The following is a 16756-nucleotide window of genomic DNA, read 5'->3' on the forward strand; positions in this document are numbered from 1 at the left end:
GTAACTGCCGTCACGATTACGACGACGCGTTTTGCAAACTGAGGAGCCCGTCGGCTAATGTTCTGTCTCGCAAGAGCGAGCGCCTATAGCTCAGTTGGTAGAGCAAGTGACTCTTAATCACTGGGTCCGGGGTTCGAGTCCCTGTGGGCGCACTTGCAAGAAGGCCCCCATCTCATCGAGATGGGGGCCTTCTTCATGTCCGACGCCGTTCGGTGATCAGCGAATGATCTTGCGAATGACCAGGAGTCCGACAACGGATCCCACGGCGATCAACGCGTACTTCACGTTCGGCTCGTTGAGCTTGGCGAGCACCGTCTTCTTGGTGTTCTCGACCAGCCGCTTCGGGTTGGTCCGTACCGTCAGTTCGTCGAGTGTGCTCGCGAGCTGGTTACGCGCCTTCTCGATCTCGCGCTCGATGCTCTCGGTGTCCCTGGGCACGTGTCCTCCAACTTGTCTGTGTGCTGTCGCTTGATGTTCGTTGCCGCTACGTCCGTGCAGACGCAAGGCGTCGACACCTGGTTCTACCGTAGAGGAGCAGATTGCCCGCGCGCCCACCTGGCGCGCAATTTCTCGACTAACCTCGATTCCCGTGACCGAGAACAGTAGATTGTCTGCCGGCGATATCGCGCCGGATTTCACGCTCCCCGACGCCGAAGGCAACGAAGTTTCGTTGCACGACTACCGAGGCCGCAAGGTCATCGTGTACTTCTACCCGGCGGCCAGCACGCCGGGCTGCACCAAGCAGGCCTGCGACTTCCGCGACAACCTCGCCGAATTGAACGGGGCGGGCCTCGACGTCATCGGCATCTCGCCGGACAAGCCCGCCAAGCTCGCCAAGTTCCGCGACAACGAGGAGCTGACCTTTCCGCTGCTCTCCGATCCGGAAAAGGCGACGCTGGAGGCCTGGGGCGCGTTCGGCGAGAAGAAGATGTACGGCAAGACCGTCCAGGGTGTCATCCGATCCACCTTCCTCGTCGACGAAGAGGGAAAGATCGAGGTTGCCCAGTACAACGTCCGGGCCACCGGTCACGTCGCCAAGTTGCGACGCGACCTGTCCGTCTAGCTACTCGAACCGGCTCGAGACTCGAACCGACTCAAAAACAGGGCTTCCGCGTACGCGAGATTCTCGATCTCCGACGGGTCGACGCTCTCGTTCGGGGCATGGATGCGGCACTGCGGTTCCTCGACGCCAATCAACGCGATCTCCGCGTCGGGGAACTGCTCCGCCAGCGCGCTACACAGGGGAATCGAGCCTCCCTGTCCGGCAAATCCGACTTCGGCGCCGTACGCCGCACTCAGAGCCGCTGTGAGCTGCTTGAATCTCGGCCCACCCGTGGAAGCACCGAACGGCATTCCCGTCGCCTCCGGGTCCACGCTCACCCGCACGCCCCACGGCGCCGCAGCCAGCAGATGCCCGATCAGCAAGTCCTGGGCCTCGGCGGGATCCGTGCCGGGTGGAACGCGCAGGTTCAACCGTGCGGAAGCTCGTGGCGTAATTGCCGCAGCCGAGCCGACCACGGGCGGGCAGTCGATCCCCAAGATCGTGAGCGCCGGCCGCGCCCACACCTGGTCGGCCACAGAACCCGAGCCGACCAGATCGACCCCTTCGAGGACTCTTGCGTCGCCGCGGAATTGTGTGTCGTCGTACTCGACGCCATTCCAGTGCTGATCGCTGACAAGACCGTCGACGGTGGTGTTGCCTTCTTCGTCGTGCAGGGTTGCCAGCATCTGCACCAACGCGGTCATCGCGTCGGGCGCCGGGCCGCCGAACACCCCGGAGTGCACCTCACCTTCGAGCGCCGAGACGTGGACGACCACATTGGCGATACCGCGCAATGACGTCGTGATCGTGGGCTCCCCCACTGCGGTATTGCCGGTATCGGCGATCAGCATGACATCGGCGTCGAACAGTTCGGGGCGCTGCCGCAGCAGGTCTTCGAGGCCTCCGGTGCCCATCTCCTCCGAGCCTTCGGCGACGATTCGCAGGTTGACAGCCGGCGCCTGCCCGGCTGCTGCGAGCGCTCGGAGTGCGGTCAGGTGCATGACGAGGTTGCCCTTGCAATCCGACGCGCCTCGCCCGTACCACCGTCCGTCGCGCTCGGTCAGCGTGAAAGGTGGCGAATTCCAAAGCTCTTCGTCTCCGGGCGGTTGAACGTCGTAGTGGCAGTACAGGAGAACGGTCGGGGCATCCGCTGGGCCAGACCGAAATCCGATTACCGCAGCGGAACCGTCCGACGTCTCGACCGCCTCGGCGTCCGCAAATCCCTGTTCGCGGAACGCGCCAACCACCCAGGCGGCAGCTGCCGCACATTCTTCCGGCGGGAATTGCCGCGCATCCGCGACCGACCGCAACGCAACCAACCGCGTCAGATCCTCGTGCGCGCGGGGCATGAGCTCGCGTACTGCGGCTCGCAACTGTTCGGCCATTTCGGTCTCCTTTTCTCGCCGACTCCAGTGTGCCCGAATCACCGATGAGCAACCCTCTCCTGCAGCGCACCTTCGGTCACCTAGTATCGAAGAGTGGCAACGTCGTCGGATTTCCAGCAGTCGGTCGGGTGATCTTTCGGTGAGCCCGGATATTCCACAAGCGCCAAATTCTGCTGCAGATGCCGATAGCCTCGAATCTGTGCAGCCCTCTACCCGCAACCGCGTACGCCGTCGGCCGGACCCCGCACTCGAAAATTCTCAGAGCGACGCACCTCAGGAACTGCTTCCACGCAAACGTCCGACGCAGGAACGAAGCCAGCGCAAGTTCGATGCTCTTCTCGCCGCCTCTCGCGAACTTCTCACAGACGTCGGTTTCGAATCGTTCACGTGCGAAGAGGTCGCGGCGCGCGCTGACGTTCCCATCGGGACGCTGTATCAGTTCTTCGCCAACAAGTACGTCATCGTGTGCGAATTGAACCGTCAGGACCTCGTGGGGGTGCAACACGAACTGGCGCAGTTCGGCGGTGAGGTACCGTCACTCGATTGGCTGCGGTTCCTCAACAGTTTTGTCGACCACATGGCCGGACTCTGGACGTCCGATCCGTCGCGCCGCGAGGTGTGGTTGGCAATGCAGTCCACGCCGTCCACGCGGGCAACCGGTGTCATTCACGAGAAGCAGTTCGCGGAAACCGTCGCCAAGATGCTAGGTCCGCTCACACCGCGCTCACCGCGGGATCGCCGCATGATGATGGCGGAAGTGCTTGTGCACGTGGTGTATTCGATGCTGAATTTCTCCGTGCAGGACGGCCAGAGCCACGCCGACGCCGTAGTGGAACTCAAGCGTCTGATGGGTGCGTATCTTCTGGTGGCGGAGAAGGAATCTCGATTGAAGGGCCGCGGCACAGCCGACTACGAGGGCTGACGCCAGCTCGACCCTAAGTCGATTCGATCACGGCAAATGCGCCGGCCATGTCTCCGTCGTGCGTCAGCGAAATGTGAATCTTCACGTCGGTGAGGTGTTTCGCGACGTCGCCCCGCAATCTGATGCTGGGCCGCCCCCACGCGTCGGAGACGACTTCGATTTGATTGTGGATCATCTCCCCCAGCACCGGCGGGCTGGCGAAGAGAGCAGTGGACCACGCTTTGATCACTGCTTCCTTCGCCGCCCACCGGGCCGCGAAATGTCTTGCCGGATCGGAACTCCGAGTATTGGAATCCCGACGCTCACCCGGTGTGAAGTTGTCGAGCATAGCCGTTCCCGGCCGTTTCAGTTGCTCGGCGAACTCCGACACCGTGACGAGGTCGAAACCGATACCCAGAACTCCCATCCTGCGATTATCTACTTGCAGCCAGGCAGATTCGAGCGGTAACGCTGATCTTCACCCAGGCGTGCGTTCTCGCTGAGGAGAACATCCGCTTCGAGCTGACGCGAAGCCTTTGCGGGCGTTCCGTCGGCGCCGAGACGACGATCGGCGGGACGCTCGTACAGGCTGTCGCCACCGCACATCGCCTTGGCGAGGCGACGCTGACCGTCGATGGTGCGCTGCTGTGCGGCTGCAACATAGTCCGCACGCTTGTCGGCGGGCACCGACTCGACAAATGCCTGCGGGTGAACGACGGCGATCAGTCCGGAGACGTGACCGAAGCCCAGGCTGGTCAGCAGGCCGGCGCGCAGCGGGAGCTGCTCGCCGAACTTGAGCGGCTGACGTGCCCACACGAGGTGCTCGAACTCGGCCATCTTGTCGTCGACGCAGTCGAGGCTGCGGTTCGGCGGGATGACGCCCTGGCTGAGCACCTGGCACAGACCGATCAGCTGGAAGGCAGCTGCGCCGCCCTTGGCGTGGCCGGTCAGGCTCTTCTGCGACACCACGAACATCGGAGCACCGTCACTGCGACCCAAAGCCCCGGCGAGACGCTCGTGCAGTTCTGCCTCGTTGGGATCGTTTGCCGCGGTGGACGTGTCGTGCTTGGAGATGACCGCGATGTCGTCCGCGCTGACGCCGAGGGCGTTGAGCGAGAGTGCGAGCTGCGAATCCGCTCCGCCGCGTCCGGCACCCAGTGCGCCGATTCCCGGAGCCGGGATCGACGTGTGGACACCGTCTGCGAACGATCCGGCCCAGGCGACAACGCCGAGAACGGGCAAGCCCATTTCCAGTGCCAGGTCACCGCGAGCGAGCAGGATCGTGCCACCACCGGCGGACTCGACGAAGCCGCCGCGCCGGCGATCGTTTGCCCGCGAGAAGCGGCGATCCTCGATGCCCTTGGCGTGCATGTCCGACGTCTTGGCCGTGGCCGACATGTCACCGAAGCCGATGATGCCTTCCGCGCTCAGGTCGTCGAATCCACCGGCAACAACCAACTGGGCCTTGCCCAAGCGGATCTTGTCGACGCCCTCTTCGACGGACACGGCTGCCGTTGCGCAGGCCGCGACGGGGTGAACCATCGCGCCGTAGCCACCGACGTACGACTGAACGACGTGCGCCGCAATAACATTCGGCAGAGCTTCCTGCAGGATGTCGTTGGGACGGTTCTCGCCGAGCAGCGTGTCGATGTACAAGCTCCTCATGGACGTCATGCCGCCCATGCCGGTGCCCTGCGTGTTCGCTACCAGGCTCGGGTGAACCCAACGCAGCAGTTCGCTCGGAGTGAAGCCGCCCGTGAGGAATGCGTCCACGGTCGCAACGATGTTCCACAGTCCGACGCGGTCGACCGAATCGGCCATGTCGGCGGGGATGCCCCACTTCGTGACGTCGAAGTTGGTCGGAATCTGGCCGCCGACACTGCGGGTCAGCTTCATCTTGCGCGGAACACGGATCTCGGTGCCGGCGCGGCGCGTGACCGTCCAGTCACCGGACTCGGCCGAAACCGACGCCACTGTGTTCTCGGGATCGGATTCGACGAAGGCCTGAGCCTCTGCCTCGCTGCCGACCACGAAGCTCAGATCCTTGTCCAGGAACACGGAGGTGAGCAGCGGTGCGGTGTTGTCGATCATCTGGCCTTCGTCGACGTAGCGACGGATGCCGCACCGCTCGACAACTGCGTCGTGGTACTTGTCGGCGATTTCCGCCTCTGGCACCAGATCGCCTGATTCGACGTCGTACCAACCCGGCTTGGGGTCGTTCTCCCAGACGATCAGTCCGGTGTTCCACGCCAATTCGAGAACGCCTGCGGCAGAGAGCTGCTCGTCGACCTCCATCTCGAAGCGGGTACGCGAGGAACCGTAGGGGCCGAGCTCTCCGGCGCCCACGATGACCACGAGGTCCGCGGGAGTGACATCGAGTTCGGGCCAGCTCGGAGCCTTGATCGAGGCATCGATGCGTGCCGGTGCGGACAGCGCGAGGATGGTGTTCTCGTCGACTGCTTCGTCGACTGCCTCGGCGATCTCTGCGGTCGCGGCGGCTTCCTTGGCGAGGGCGCCCAGGTCGAGGTTCGCCTCCGCAAGTCCACCGGTCAGGTCGACCTCGAGCGGAGCCTTGGCTGCGCTACGACGCGACTGCGCGGTAGCCGTCTTCAGCAGTTCGGTTGCCATTTCCTGGGTGGACCAGGTACGGACACCGGCAGCTTCGACAGCGTCGACGATCGGATCGTTGTGACCCATCAGGCCGGTTCCGCGGACCCAGCCGATGACGGCGTGTGCCAACGTGACTCGCTCGGCCCAGTTGCGCTCGGCCTTCCAGCGGTTGACCACGGCGATCAGCGAAGCCTTGGCCTCACCGTATGCACCGTCACCACCGAACGTTCCGCGGTTCGGCGAACCGGGCAGGACCACGTGCAGATGCGTGTCGACGTCGCTGTCGTAACCGATCTTCGACAGACCACCGATCAGGCGCTCCACCGACCACAGCAGCACGCGCATTTCCATTTCGGCGCGAGCGCCGGCGTCGGAGAGTTCTCCACCGACGCGAGGAGCCGCGAACGGGAAGAGCATCGTCGGCGTCATAGCCGGCTTGATCAGCTTCTTTGCGCCACCGGCATTTTCGGTGGCCTCGTTGCCGATCCAGTCGATCAGTGCGTCGACGTCGGTGTACGACGCCATGTTGGCAGGAACCACCCAGAGAGCGGCACCGGCACGAGCGTTCTCGCGGTACAGGTCACGGTAGAAGCCGAGACGCGAGCCGTCGAGACGCGACGTGGTGACGAATACCGTTGCGCCACCGGCCAGGAGTTTGCCCGTGACCGCTGCTGCGATCGAACCCTTGCTGGCTCCGGTCACGACTGCGACCTCGCCGGCCCACTCAGGTGCGTCGGATTCTGCAGTCACGGCCGCATCAGCGATGCGGGTGTAGACCTCGGCCAGCGTCGTGCGACCTTCGTCGGTGGCGCGGGTGGCCCACCACTTTGCCTGTGCGGCAACGGTGGAACCGGCACCGATGAAGTTCTCGACCGACAGAGTCTCACTGCCGAGCCAGATGCGAGCGAGATCCTCACGCGCACTTGCCCAACGGTCGTCGAGCAGGACCGCCTTCTGAGCGTCGAATGCCGGAGCAACCAGACGCGGCCAGTCGGAACCGAGTTCAGCCGAGACCAGGTCGACCAGTTCGGTGTCCTCGACCGTTGCGGCCGGAGCCTCTTCGCTGAGTCCGAGCTGCTCGAGCACGAGGCGGGCGGCCGAAGCCAGAACGCCGTTGCGGCCCGTGATGTTCTCGGTGAACTCACCAAGGGCGGCTGCGTCGACGGTTCCACCGCCGCCACCACCGGTTGCCGGCAGCGAAACGCTGGTGCCGCGAGCGGAGGCAACCGAAGCAACGGCGCTGTCGATGACTGCGTCGACTGCTGCTGCGTCGGCCAGAGCGCCGGAGGTCAGGCCGCCGAGGTCGCCGCCGCGGATGCTGGCACCGTCACGGGTACCGAGCGCTACCGCTGCGGTGACGTGGTGCGCCCAACCGTCGCCGAGTTCCCAGACCTTCTTGACACGATCGGCGATGTAGCCGGGACGCTTGCCCGAGGGGCCGAAGACCTTACGCAGGTGATCGTTGATCGAATCGGAAAGTACCGGTCCGAACGGCTTGTACGTACGGGCCAGCTTGTCGACAGTGGCTGCGAGCGAGCCCATGTCGGCATCCGCCGCGCCGTCGATGGCGCCGAGGGACAACTCGGAACCGAGGTCGACCAGAAGCTGGTTACGACGTGAGGACACACCGTCGCACAGTGCCTCGATCGTGTCGGCGGGGCCGACCTGATCGGGACGCAGCTTGGTCCACAGGCTGATCAGAACCTTGGTGGCGTCTGGCGCCTTGAAGGTGATGTCGTCCGGACGCGGTCCGCTGGACGTCGCGACGGGTGCAGCGGCGACCGGTGCGGCAGCGGCAGCCGCCGGAGTGGCAGCGGGTGCTTCCACCTCGTCGTCATCGTCGGCAGCAGCCGGATCGACATCCGTGCCGTAGACGATCGCAGCTTCACGCTCGATGTTCAGAACCTCGACCGGGTAGCCGAAGCGGCCCGGCAGCTTGAGGGTCTGCGATGCGAGGTTCGCGACGGTCGGGGCAGCGCCGAGGCCGACCTCGACAAAGCGCTCGACACCGAGTCCACCTTCGGACTCGTCACTGAACAGCAGATCCTGGGTCTCGATCCAGCGGACCGGGCTGGCGAACTGCCACGCCAACAGCTCGATCAGGATGATCCGGGACAGTTCGTGGCTGCGCGTTGCGTAGCTGTCGAAGTCAGCAAGGACTTCCTGCAGCTGCTCCGACGGCACCAGGTCGGCGATTTCCTGAACGAAGTCGCGGCTCAGCGAGAAGAGCCTCGGAACGAGGTTCGGGATGTAGCGGCCGATAAGGATGTCCGGATCGATGTCGTGCGGGAGCAAGTCCTGCAGGCATACGCGGAAGTCCGCCACGCCGCCACGAAGGACGGTGGAGTGGAACGGCACGTCGATGCCGGGAACCTGGATGTAGGCGCGCTTGCCACCGAATTCCGCACGGAGACGATCGATCTCGACCTCGAGTGCGTCGAGGCCGGCAACGGATCCGGCGATGGCGTACTGGCTGCCGCGCAGGTTCAGGTTGACGATTTCGAGGAACTCACCGGACGCCTCGGCAACACCGGCGACAAAGTCCTGCACGTCGTCGTCGGACACACCGATCTGCGACGGGCGAATGGCAGCCATGCGGTAGTCGGAACGGCCCGCTGCGTCACGGGGAACCAGCTGGTGCATCGCGGATCCGCGCTGGAAGACAACTTCGAGAAGTGCTTCGAGCGGGAAGACCTCGGCAACAGCGGCGAGTGCGTTGTACTCACCCACCGAGTGACCGGCGAGGAACGAGCCTTCGATGAAGGTGCCGGACTCGCGCAGTTCGGCAACCTGGGCTACACCGAGAACAGCCATCGCGACCTGGGTGAACTGCGTCAGGTGCAGAACACCGTCCGGGTGCTTGTGCTCGACGCCGCGGGCCTTGACGGTGACCGGGTTGTCGCGCACCACAGCAAGAATCGAGAATCCGAGCGCCTTGCGGGTGTGCTTGTCCGCACGCTCCCAGACGTCGCGCGCAGCCTTCGAGCGAGCGCGGGCGTCGAGGCCCATGCCCGGACGCTGGATGCCCTGGCCGGGGAAGGCGTAGATCGTCTTCGGTGCAGCAGTGCGTCCCGTCGCGACCATGACCAGGTCACCGTCGATGCGGCAACCGACCTCGACGATCTCGGCACCCTGATCGATACCGATGCGATCGACGCGGACGTCGATCTCGGCGCCGGGGCGGACCATTCCGAGGAAACGAGCGGTCCACGCCGTCAAGCGACGCGGCGGCGTGCGGGTCTCGCTGGGGTCGACTGCGGTGACTACCTGCTGCGCAGCGGCGGAGAGCCACATGCCGTGCACGATCGGGGTTCCGAGGCCGGCCAGCAGAGCGGCGTTGTCGGAGGTGTGAATCGGGTTGTGGTCACCGGAAACCTGAGCGAACGCACCCATGCTGACCGGCGCGAGGATCTTCGCGTCACGGCGACGACGACGCGAGGTGTCGACAGCCGCATCGCTGATCGATCCACCGGCGCGAGCCGGGTCGGCGAGTTCGCCAGCGCCGGTGCGTCCGCGGATCGCGAAACGCTCACTCATGGTGACGACTGCGGGGGCGTCGAGGCCCTCGCCGAGCATGGCACCGACCTCGACCTTGACCTCGACGACGCGACCGAGGTCGGTGTCGAGAACCGAGGCGACCTCGGCATTGACCACGAGAATGCTTGTCTCGGAGGGCAGCTCACCGACAAAGTCGACGGTGTGGTCGAGGTGGACCAGGTCGAGCATGCCTTCGATAACGGAAAGACTATCGAGCTTGGCTGCGCCGAGGACTGCGAACACTGCAGGCCAGCATGCTCCGACGACGACGTCCGGAACAGCCTTGCCGCTGACACTGAGCGTGGCGGGCAGACCCGAACCGGTGACACCGGCGTGATCGGCGATGCGATCGGGAACCCACGCGACGTTGAGGCGGGCCTTGCCGTTCTTGACTGTCGGCAGTTCCTGTCCTGCAGCAACTGCCAACAGTGCGGACATCGCGGCTTCAGCGTCGGCCTCGGTGACGACCGGGGCGCCGCCGTCGACAACGGAGCTGGGAATGGTGATCGTGATGTCGACCGACTTGTCTGCCACCAGCGGAACCGAGAGCAGGACGTGAGTCTCGTCGACAACCGTCAGGCTCGATCCGGTCGAGGCGTGAACAGCCTTGTCAACGGACTCGGCACTCCACTCTTCGAGGTCGCCGAGACGACGGACCGGGTTCTGGGTCAGGCGGCCGGCCCACTGGAGATCCGGTGCCGACAGAACGGCGTCGAGCAGACCGGGAGCGGAATCCTGGTGGCGACGGCTCGCGAGGACAACCGGAGTGGTTCCGGCAGCAACCAATTCGTCGTACGTGGCCTTCTCGAAACGATCGAGCAGGTCACCGACGGGCTCGTCGACACGCGTGATGCCGGCAACGGCAACGGTGCCGGGGATGACGCACACCTGATCTGCGGTGTACCGCGGATCGTGTGCCTGCCACAGGGAGTCACTGCGCCACCAGCGGCGCACGTCACCGTCGACGACGGGAACGAAGTTGACCGGCTTGCCCGGCGTCTTGCACAGCGAGATGAAGAACGAGACGTCTGCGGGATGCAGAACCGTGCTCGTGTAGTCCGGGTACGACGCCTGCAGTGCGCAAATCGCAGCTTCGGGACGCTCGAGGGTCTCGGCATCGCCGAACAGGGTCGGAATGGGGCCGCGGTCGACGGGGTGCAGACGAGCCTCGGTGCGCTGGAGCATCTCGCCGAAGCGAGCACGCCAGGTGATGTCGAGCCACGGGCTCGTCGTTGCCTCGGCAATAGCGTCCTGAAGGTCTGCGCCACAGTCGAATTCCTTGGCCGCGTCGATACCGACGGTCAGCTCGAGGTAACGACGCAGCCACTGCGCGTACGTCATGGTCTCGATGTCACCGAAGTACGGCTTGGCGGTGACGTCGAGTGCTGCGATGATCTCGTCGCGGCGCTCGGCAACGGCGTCGGCATCGCCGGCGACCTCGTCGAGGAGGCGTCCGGTGCGCGATGCGGCGTTGTCGATCTCGTGGATGTCGGCACCGAGCTGGCTACGGCCCGAAGCCATTCCACCTTCGGCGGTGCCGGCGCCTACCCAGTCCGGAGTACCCGGTGTGTCGACGAGGAGCTGCTTGACCTCGGGAGACGTGGTGGCCTCCAGCGTCGCCATCGCTGCCGTGCCGACGAGGATGCCGTCGACGGGCATTGCCGGGAAGCCGGCTCCGACAGACCAGCGGCCGGTCAGGTAATCGGCTGCGCGCTCGGGTGTTCCGATGCCGCCGCCGACGCAGATGATCAGGTTCGAACGCGTACGCAGCTCGGCGTACGTGTCGAGGAGCAGGTCGTCGAGGTCTTCCCACGAGTGGTGTCCGCCGGCGCGGCCACCTTCGATGTGAACGATGACGGGGAAGTTCGGAACCTCGTTGGCAATGCGGATCACGGAACGGATCTGCGCCACGGTGCCCGGCTTGAATGCGATGTTGGTGATGCCGATCTCGGACAGCTCTTCGATAAGCGCAACGGCCTCTTCGAGTTCCGGGATACCGGCGGTGACGATGACGCCGTCGATGGGTGCACCGGCAGTACGAGCGCGCTGCACGAGGCGCTTGCCACCGAGCTGCAGCTTCCACAGGTACGGATCGAGGAACAGCGAGTTGAACTGGACCGCGCGGCCCGGCTCGAGGAGCATCTTCAGTTCTGCGACACGGTCTTCGAAGATCTCTTCGGTGACCTGTCCGCCACCGGCAAGCTCGGCCCAGTGACCGGCATTGGCTGCGGCGGCAACGATCTTGGCGTCGACGGTGGTCGGAGTCATGCCGGCCAACAGGATCGGTGAGCGACCCGTGAGCTTCGTGAAGGCCGTCTCGACGCCGATGCGGCCGCCGGGAAGCGCTACAGGCTTGGGCGCGAATTCGGTCCACGAACGTGAGACCTCAGGCGCAGCACCGGGGGTGAGCAAGTTGCGATGTCCACCGCGGGTGGACGCGGCGATGATGCCAACACCCTGCCCACGCAGCGAGGACGACGTCATACGGGTCAGCTGGTCGCTGGGTCCGAGATCGAGAATCCACTGCGCGCCGGCGTCGATGGCACCATTCACGGCCTGCACCCAGTTGACCGGGTCGACCAGGATGGCCTGCGCAAGTGCGCTGGCGCGATCTGCGTCGAGGCCGCAGCGCGCTGCCCAGCTGCCGACCAGGTCGACTGCGTCGGCGAGCGCCGGGTGGTGGAAACCGATTTCGGTGTCGAGGGCGTCGAAGGTGGGAGCGAAGACCGAACCGCCACGCTTCTTTCCATCGCGCTCGCGGGCTTCGTTCGCCTCGATCTGCTCGCAATGTTCCTGCACGCGGGCCAGCTGAGCGGGCGGTCCGGCGAGGACAACACGGCGGCGTCCGTTGCGAATAGCGAGGACTGCTGCACGATTGTCCGTCGTGGTCTCGGCAAGTTCGGCGACAATCGCGGCGAGGCGCTCGGGATCGACGTTGGACACGGCGACCATCGGCTTGCCCGACGCGCTCGCGATGATGCCGCGACGACGGCCGACCAGGCTGGCTGCGGCGCCGACGAGCTGAGCAACAGCAAGAAGCTCGCCGTCGTCGTTGCCACCAGCTGCAACTGCAGCAGTCGCGAGCACGCCCTGCGAATGTCCGATGACGGACACGGGCGGATGCGCTGCAATATCGAGACCCTGCGCAGTCAGCGCACGCAACGCCGCAAGTTGCGTGAGGAAGACGCCGGGGAGCGAAACGGGTGCTGCGGTGAGTGCTGCAGCAGAGGGACCTGCCGGCTTCTCACCTTCTTCTTCGTCAACGATCTCGGCTTCGAGAATCCACGCGACCGGATCGAATCCGATCGGGCGCACCACCACAAGATCCTGCGCGAGCGGAGCGAGGCGCGCTGCTGCGTCGTTGACCAAGTCGGTGAGAATCGGCTCGAGGCCGTTGTCGCGGCTGAGTTCTTCGAGCGTGCTGAGCCACGGGGCGCCCTGTCCACCGAAGGCAAGGGCGTACGGCAATCCGTTGTTCAGTGAATCGACGAGGGCACCTTTACTGTTCGTGCGGGAGGCTCCCCCGTCGACGCCGACGCGGCGTCCATCCTTCGAGTCGCGTCCGTTTCCTGTAGGTGTCGTGTCATCGATCGTCACGCGTACGTCCTCTCCTGGTCACCTCTGCGGCGAGGTGGGAATTGTGGGTCTGCCCGGGGCGCACATCTTGCAAATCGACCGAAAGAATCGGCATGTCTGCGCCTGCCGTGCACGTTAAGGCTGACACAGGATCATGAGGATTTCCTCACGTTTGCTGACGGCCCGAAATACGGGACTTTCCACGCGGTGATCTTCCTCACGGGATGTCGAGAAAGTGACTCGCGAGTAGGTCGCAAACGCGCTGCCAGGGACTGTTACTCGGATTTCCACAAACCTGAGGAACTCCTCATATTTATCGTTACCAAATCGTTACCCTCTTGACGGTTGGCCCATCGCGTGCCTTTCACCCCAAAACCTGTCGGACTCCCGCGCTAGGTTCAGCGCGTCCGATCGGACAACTTTCTCGGGGGGAGAAATCATGGGTACCGACACCACAAAAATCGTCATCGACTTCATCGCACGCGAGCTGCCACAGTCCGCGTGGCCGCACTGGACCGACGGGTGGGCACACGAGGCCGAAGCAGCCATCCTCGACGCGGCCTTCTCGGCCCGCGCCGCGTACGGAACACCCACGACGGGCGTGCGGGCCGTCATCACGCGGTGGCGTCACCACCGCCAGTCAGACGCACCACTGGACAACCTCTCCGCTCTGGCGGCCTTTGCGGAGCGCGGCGACGAACTGGCCGTCATTCTCGGCAACCGTCAGCGGGTGCCGGGCAACTACTCCACCAAAGCGGAGGCTGCCGCACTGGGCGCCGCATCACTGGTTGCCGTCGGATGCACCGGAAGTGCAGATATCGGCAACACCGACGCGCATCGAGCGGCAATCATGTCGGTTCCAGGGTTCGGAGCGCGCACATTCGACATGCTGCTGTTCCTGTCCGGCACACTCACACCCGATTCGGTGGAACTACTGACTCGTTTTGCCACCGAGGCAGCCGGTAGCGCCGAACCGCTGGGCGGCGTGGAGGCAACGTCACTGCTCGCTGCAGTGGCTGCAGAATTGGATGTCCCCGCAACAACTCTCACGCACGCAGCGTGGCGGTACCAACGCACCGCCGAACAACCACGGCGACCGGCAAAATCGGACCCGGTTCCAGCCATGTGAGGGCCGTGTCCGCTGCATGTGAGGGCCGTGTCCGCCGTCGGGTCGGCAATCGCGTATCCTGTGAATTCCGCGCGCGAGTGGCGGAATTGGCAGACGCGCTGGATTTAGGTTCCAGTGTCTCAGGACGTGGGGGTTCAAGTCCCCCCTCGCGCACAACGCAGAGCCCCATCGAGATCGTTTCGGTGGGGCTCTGTTTTTTGGCATCTACGACACGCCGTGGCACGGCATCTACGACACCGTGTCGGAGATCGCAGGGCGCGGCACTATAGCTCTGCGGTACCGTCGTAGTGTGTCGAAGAAGCCTACAAAAAGCCGACCTGCGCTGATCCTGCTGGTTCTTGTGTCAGCAGCGGTCTGCTTGTCGCTCGGCTGGTGGCAGTGGGAGCGCTTCGAAGCTGTGGGCGGCAGCGGGCAGAACCTCGGCTATGCGTTGCAGTGGCCACTGTTCGCCGCGTTTGTGGTGTACGCATATCGCAAGTTCGTTCAGCTCGAGGATGCCGATCCGGACGAGGTCGAAGCCGAGGAAGCCGCAGCGGAGCCGCGTGAGATTCCGGCCGATCTGCTGCCGCAACGCCCCCGGGCACAGTTCGGCGACGCGGAACTCGATGCCGATGACCCCGAAGCACGCCAAATGCTCGAATACAACGACTACCTTGCGCAGCTCGCCGCTCGCGAGCCCGATAGGAGCACTACGTGAGTACCGGCCCGGAAGCGAGCACCGCTACCCCCTCAGACAAGGCCACCAAGGCGCAGGCCGAGAAGCAGAAGAAGGTTGCTTCTGCGCTTGTTCGCTACCGCGTTCTGGCGTGGATCACCGGCCTGTGGCTGCTGTTCCTGACCGGTGAGATGGTCTACAAGTACCTCATCCTGGAAAACTCCGCGGATGCTCCGTCGTGGCTGTTCTACATCGGCCAGATTCACGGGCTGTTCTACATGCTGTACCTGGTGTTCACAGTCGACCTGGCTATCAAGGCCCGCTGGAAGGCAGGCACGACGGTTGCCACGGCACTGGCCGGCACCATTCCGTTCCTGTCGTTTGTGTTCGAACACAAGCGGACCATCCAGGTCAAGAGCGACTACAACCTCTGATTCTCCGTAAAGCAAAGGCCCTGAACGTCATTCACGTTCAGGGCCTTTTCTCGTGTGTGCGATCAGTCGGCCAGTGCCGCCAGTGCCGCCAGTGCGGGCACCAGCTGCACCAGCGCTCTCCCGCGATGCGAGGCCGCGTCCTTCTCGGCCGGAGTCAGTTCCGCCGCCGAGCGGGTGTCACCGTCTGGGCGGAAGATCGGGTCGTAACCGAATCCGCCGTCGCCTGCCGGTTCCCGGCCGATGACGCCGCGCCATTCACCGCGGACCACGGTCTCGTCGCCGCCGGGGATCACCAGCGCGCAGGCCGAGACAAAGGCCGCGCCGCGCCGTTCGTCGGGCACGTCACCCAACTGAGCGAGCACCAGCGCAGTGTTGGCGCCGTCGTTTCCGTGGGTACCGGACCAGCGGGCAGACAACACGCCGGGCATCCCGTTCAGCGCATCGATCTCGACACCGGAATCGTCTGCGATACAAGGCATTCCGGTAGCAGCGGCTCCGTCACGAGCCTTCGCGAGCGCATTTTCTTCGAATGTCGCACCGGTCTCGGGCGCTTCCGGAAACGGCGGCACCTCATCGAGCCCGACCAGTTCGATTCCGCTCACACCGGCCGCGTCGAGAACGCGATGGAGTTCCTTCAGCTTCTTGGCATTTCTACTTGCTACCAGTACTCGTACGCTCACAGCTCAGGCACCGAACTTCTTCTTGGGTTCCGGGTTCTTGGGTTCGGGCAACACACCCGGATACGGCTCCGCCAATGCCTGACGCTGGATCTCGAACAGCTGCTCACAGCCCGCCAGCGCGGAGTCGAGAAGCTTGTCCAGGGTCGAGCGCGGGAACGTGGCACCTTCGCCGGTGCCCTGGATTTCCACCAAGGTGCCGGTATCGGTGGCGACGACGTTCATGTCGACCTCGGCACGCGAATCCTCTTCGTACGGCAGATCGAGGCGCACTCGTCCGTCGACGACGCCGACGCTGACGGCCGCGATGCCACACGAGATGGGCTGAGGGTCGCTCAGCAGATTGGCAGCGCGAAGATACGTCACCGCGTCGACGAGAGCTACGTACGCCCCCGTCACGGCGGCGGTACGGGTGCCACCATCTGCCTGCAGGACATCGCAGTCCAGAGCAATGGTGTTCTCGCCGATGGCCGCGAGGTCGATGCAGGCCCGAAGGGATCGACCGATGAGCCGGCTGATCTCCTGGGTGCGGCCACCGACCTTGCCCTTGACGGATTCACGTCCACTGCGGGTATGCGTAGCTGCGGGCAGCATCGCATATTCGGCGGTGAGCCAACCGAGCCCGGAACCCTTGCGCCACCGCGGAACACCCTCTTCGACGCTGGCCGTGCACATCACTCGGGTGTTTCCGAACTCGACCAGAACCGAGCCGGCCGGATGGCTGGTGAACCCGCGGGTGATCTTGATCGGGCGAAGTTCGTCGTCCGCCCTGCCGTCTTCTCGTGTAGTCACCTTCGTGAGCCTAGCGTC

11 protein-coding genes and 2 tRNA genes are annotated in these 16756 nt (G+C 64.6%); 7 read left to right on the forward strand and 6 right to left on the reverse strand.

What is annotated here, in order from left to right:
* Positions 1-79 precede the first annotated feature (79 nt).
* Positions 80-152, forward strand: a tRNA-Lys gene (locus tag KYT97_RS26510).
* A 64-nt stretch (positions 153-216) separates the two neighbouring features.
* Here KYT97_RS26510 and KYT97_RS26515 read toward each other — a convergent pair.
* Positions 217-438, reverse strand: coding sequence for a DUF3618 domain-containing protein (locus KYT97_RS26515; RefSeq protein ID WP_033232750.1), 222 nt, complete (start codon positions 436-438; stop codon positions 217-219).
* Positions 439-589: 151 nt separating this feature from the next.
* Between KYT97_RS26515 and bcp the strand changes: the two genes are divergently transcribed.
* Positions 590-1063, forward strand: coding sequence for a thioredoxin-dependent thiol peroxidase (gene bcp / locus KYT97_RS26520; protein WP_033232748.1), 474 nt, complete (start codon positions 590-592; stop codon positions 1061-1063).
* Here bcp and KYT97_RS26525 read toward each other — a convergent pair.
* Positions 1060-2427 carry a dipeptidase gene (locus KYT97_RS26525; RefSeq protein ID WP_219111091.1) on the reverse strand — a complete coding sequence of 456 codons (1368 nt, stop codon included), beginning with the start codon at positions 2425-2427 and terminating at the stop codon, positions 1060-1062. The genes bcp and KYT97_RS26525 overlap by 4 nt on opposite strands.
* A 199-nt stretch (positions 2428-2626) precedes the next feature.
* Between KYT97_RS26525 and KYT97_RS26530 the strand changes: the two genes are divergently transcribed.
* Complete coding sequence (locus KYT97_RS26530; RefSeq protein ID WP_033232744.1) at positions 2627-3349, forward strand: TetR family transcriptional regulator; 723 nt, start codon at positions 2627-2629, stop codon at positions 3347-3349.
* A gap of 13 nt (positions 3350-3362) precedes the next feature.
* Here KYT97_RS26530 and acpS read toward each other — a convergent pair whose 3' ends face one another.
* The gene (acpS, locus tag KYT97_RS26535) at positions 3363-3755 is read right to left on the reverse strand and encodes a holo-ACP synthase AcpS (RefSeq protein WP_033232742.1); all 393 of its coding nucleotides are present in this window, start codon (positions 3753-3755) and stop codon (positions 3363-3365) included.
* 11 nt (positions 3756-3766) lie between these two features.
* Entirely contained in the window at positions 3767-13072 is a 9306-nt protein-coding gene (locus KYT97_RS26540) for a type I polyketide synthase (RefSeq protein ID WP_219111094.1), read from the reverse strand.
* 418 nt (positions 13073-13490) lie between these two features.
* Between KYT97_RS26540 and KYT97_RS26545 the strand changes: the two genes are divergently transcribed.
* The 4 genes from KYT97_RS26545 (at position 13491) to KYT97_RS26560 (ending at position 15269) form a co-directional block, all read left to right on the forward strand.
* Entirely contained in the window at positions 13491-14180 is a 690-nt protein-coding gene (locus tag KYT97_RS26545) for a hypothetical protein (RefSeq protein WP_045066895.1), read from the forward strand.
* A gap of 71 nt (positions 14181-14251) precedes the next feature.
* Positions 14252-14333: transfer RNA gene (locus tag KYT97_RS26550), tRNA-Leu, on the forward strand.
* A gap of 136 nt (positions 14334-14469) precedes the next feature.
* Entirely contained in the window at positions 14470-14877 is a 408-nt protein-coding gene (locus tag KYT97_RS26555) for a glucitol operon activator (protein WP_033233158.1), read from the forward strand.
* The gene (locus KYT97_RS26560) at positions 14874-15269 is read left to right on the forward strand and encodes a DUF3817 domain-containing protein (RefSeq protein WP_033232737.1); all 396 of its coding nucleotides are present in this window, start codon (positions 14874-14876) and stop codon (positions 15267-15269) included. The genes KYT97_RS26555 and KYT97_RS26560 overlap by 4 nt, the downstream gene beginning before the upstream one ends.
* A gap of 62 nt (positions 15270-15331) precedes the next feature.
* On the opposite strand, the gene rdgB is transcribed toward KYT97_RS26560, so the two are convergent.
* Entirely contained in the window at positions 15332-15949 is a 618-nt protein-coding gene (gene rdgB, locus KYT97_RS26565) for an RdgB/HAM1 family non-canonical purine NTP pyrophosphatase (protein ID WP_141486167.1), read from the reverse strand.
* Between the two features lie 3 nt (positions 15950-15952).
* Positions 15953-16738, reverse strand: a complete 786-nt coding sequence (gene rph / locus KYT97_RS26570) for a ribonuclease PH (RefSeq protein WP_033232735.1) — start codon at positions 16736-16738, stop codon at positions 15953-15955.
* Positions 16739-16756: the final 18 nt, after the last annotated feature.

The organism is Rhodococcus globerulus (assembly GCF_019334125.1).
GTDB lineage: Bacteria > Actinomycetota > Actinomycetes > Mycobacteriales > Mycobacteriaceae > Rhodococcus_F > Rhodococcus_F globerula.

Excerpts from the sequence above, each read along its gene's own strand:
- KYT97_RS26525 (WP_219111091.1), bottom strand. The coding sequence starts at position 2,427 with ATGGCCGAACAGTTGCGAGCCGCAGTACGCGAGCTCATGCCCCGCGCG.
- acpS (WP_033232742.1), bottom strand. The coding sequence starts at position 3,755 with ATGGGAGTTCTGGGTATCGGTTTCGACCTCGTCACGGTGTCGGAGTTC.
- KYT97_RS26545 (WP_045066895.1), top strand. The coding sequence starts at position 13,491 with ATGGGTACCGACACCACAAAAATCGTCATCGACTTCATCGCACGCGAG.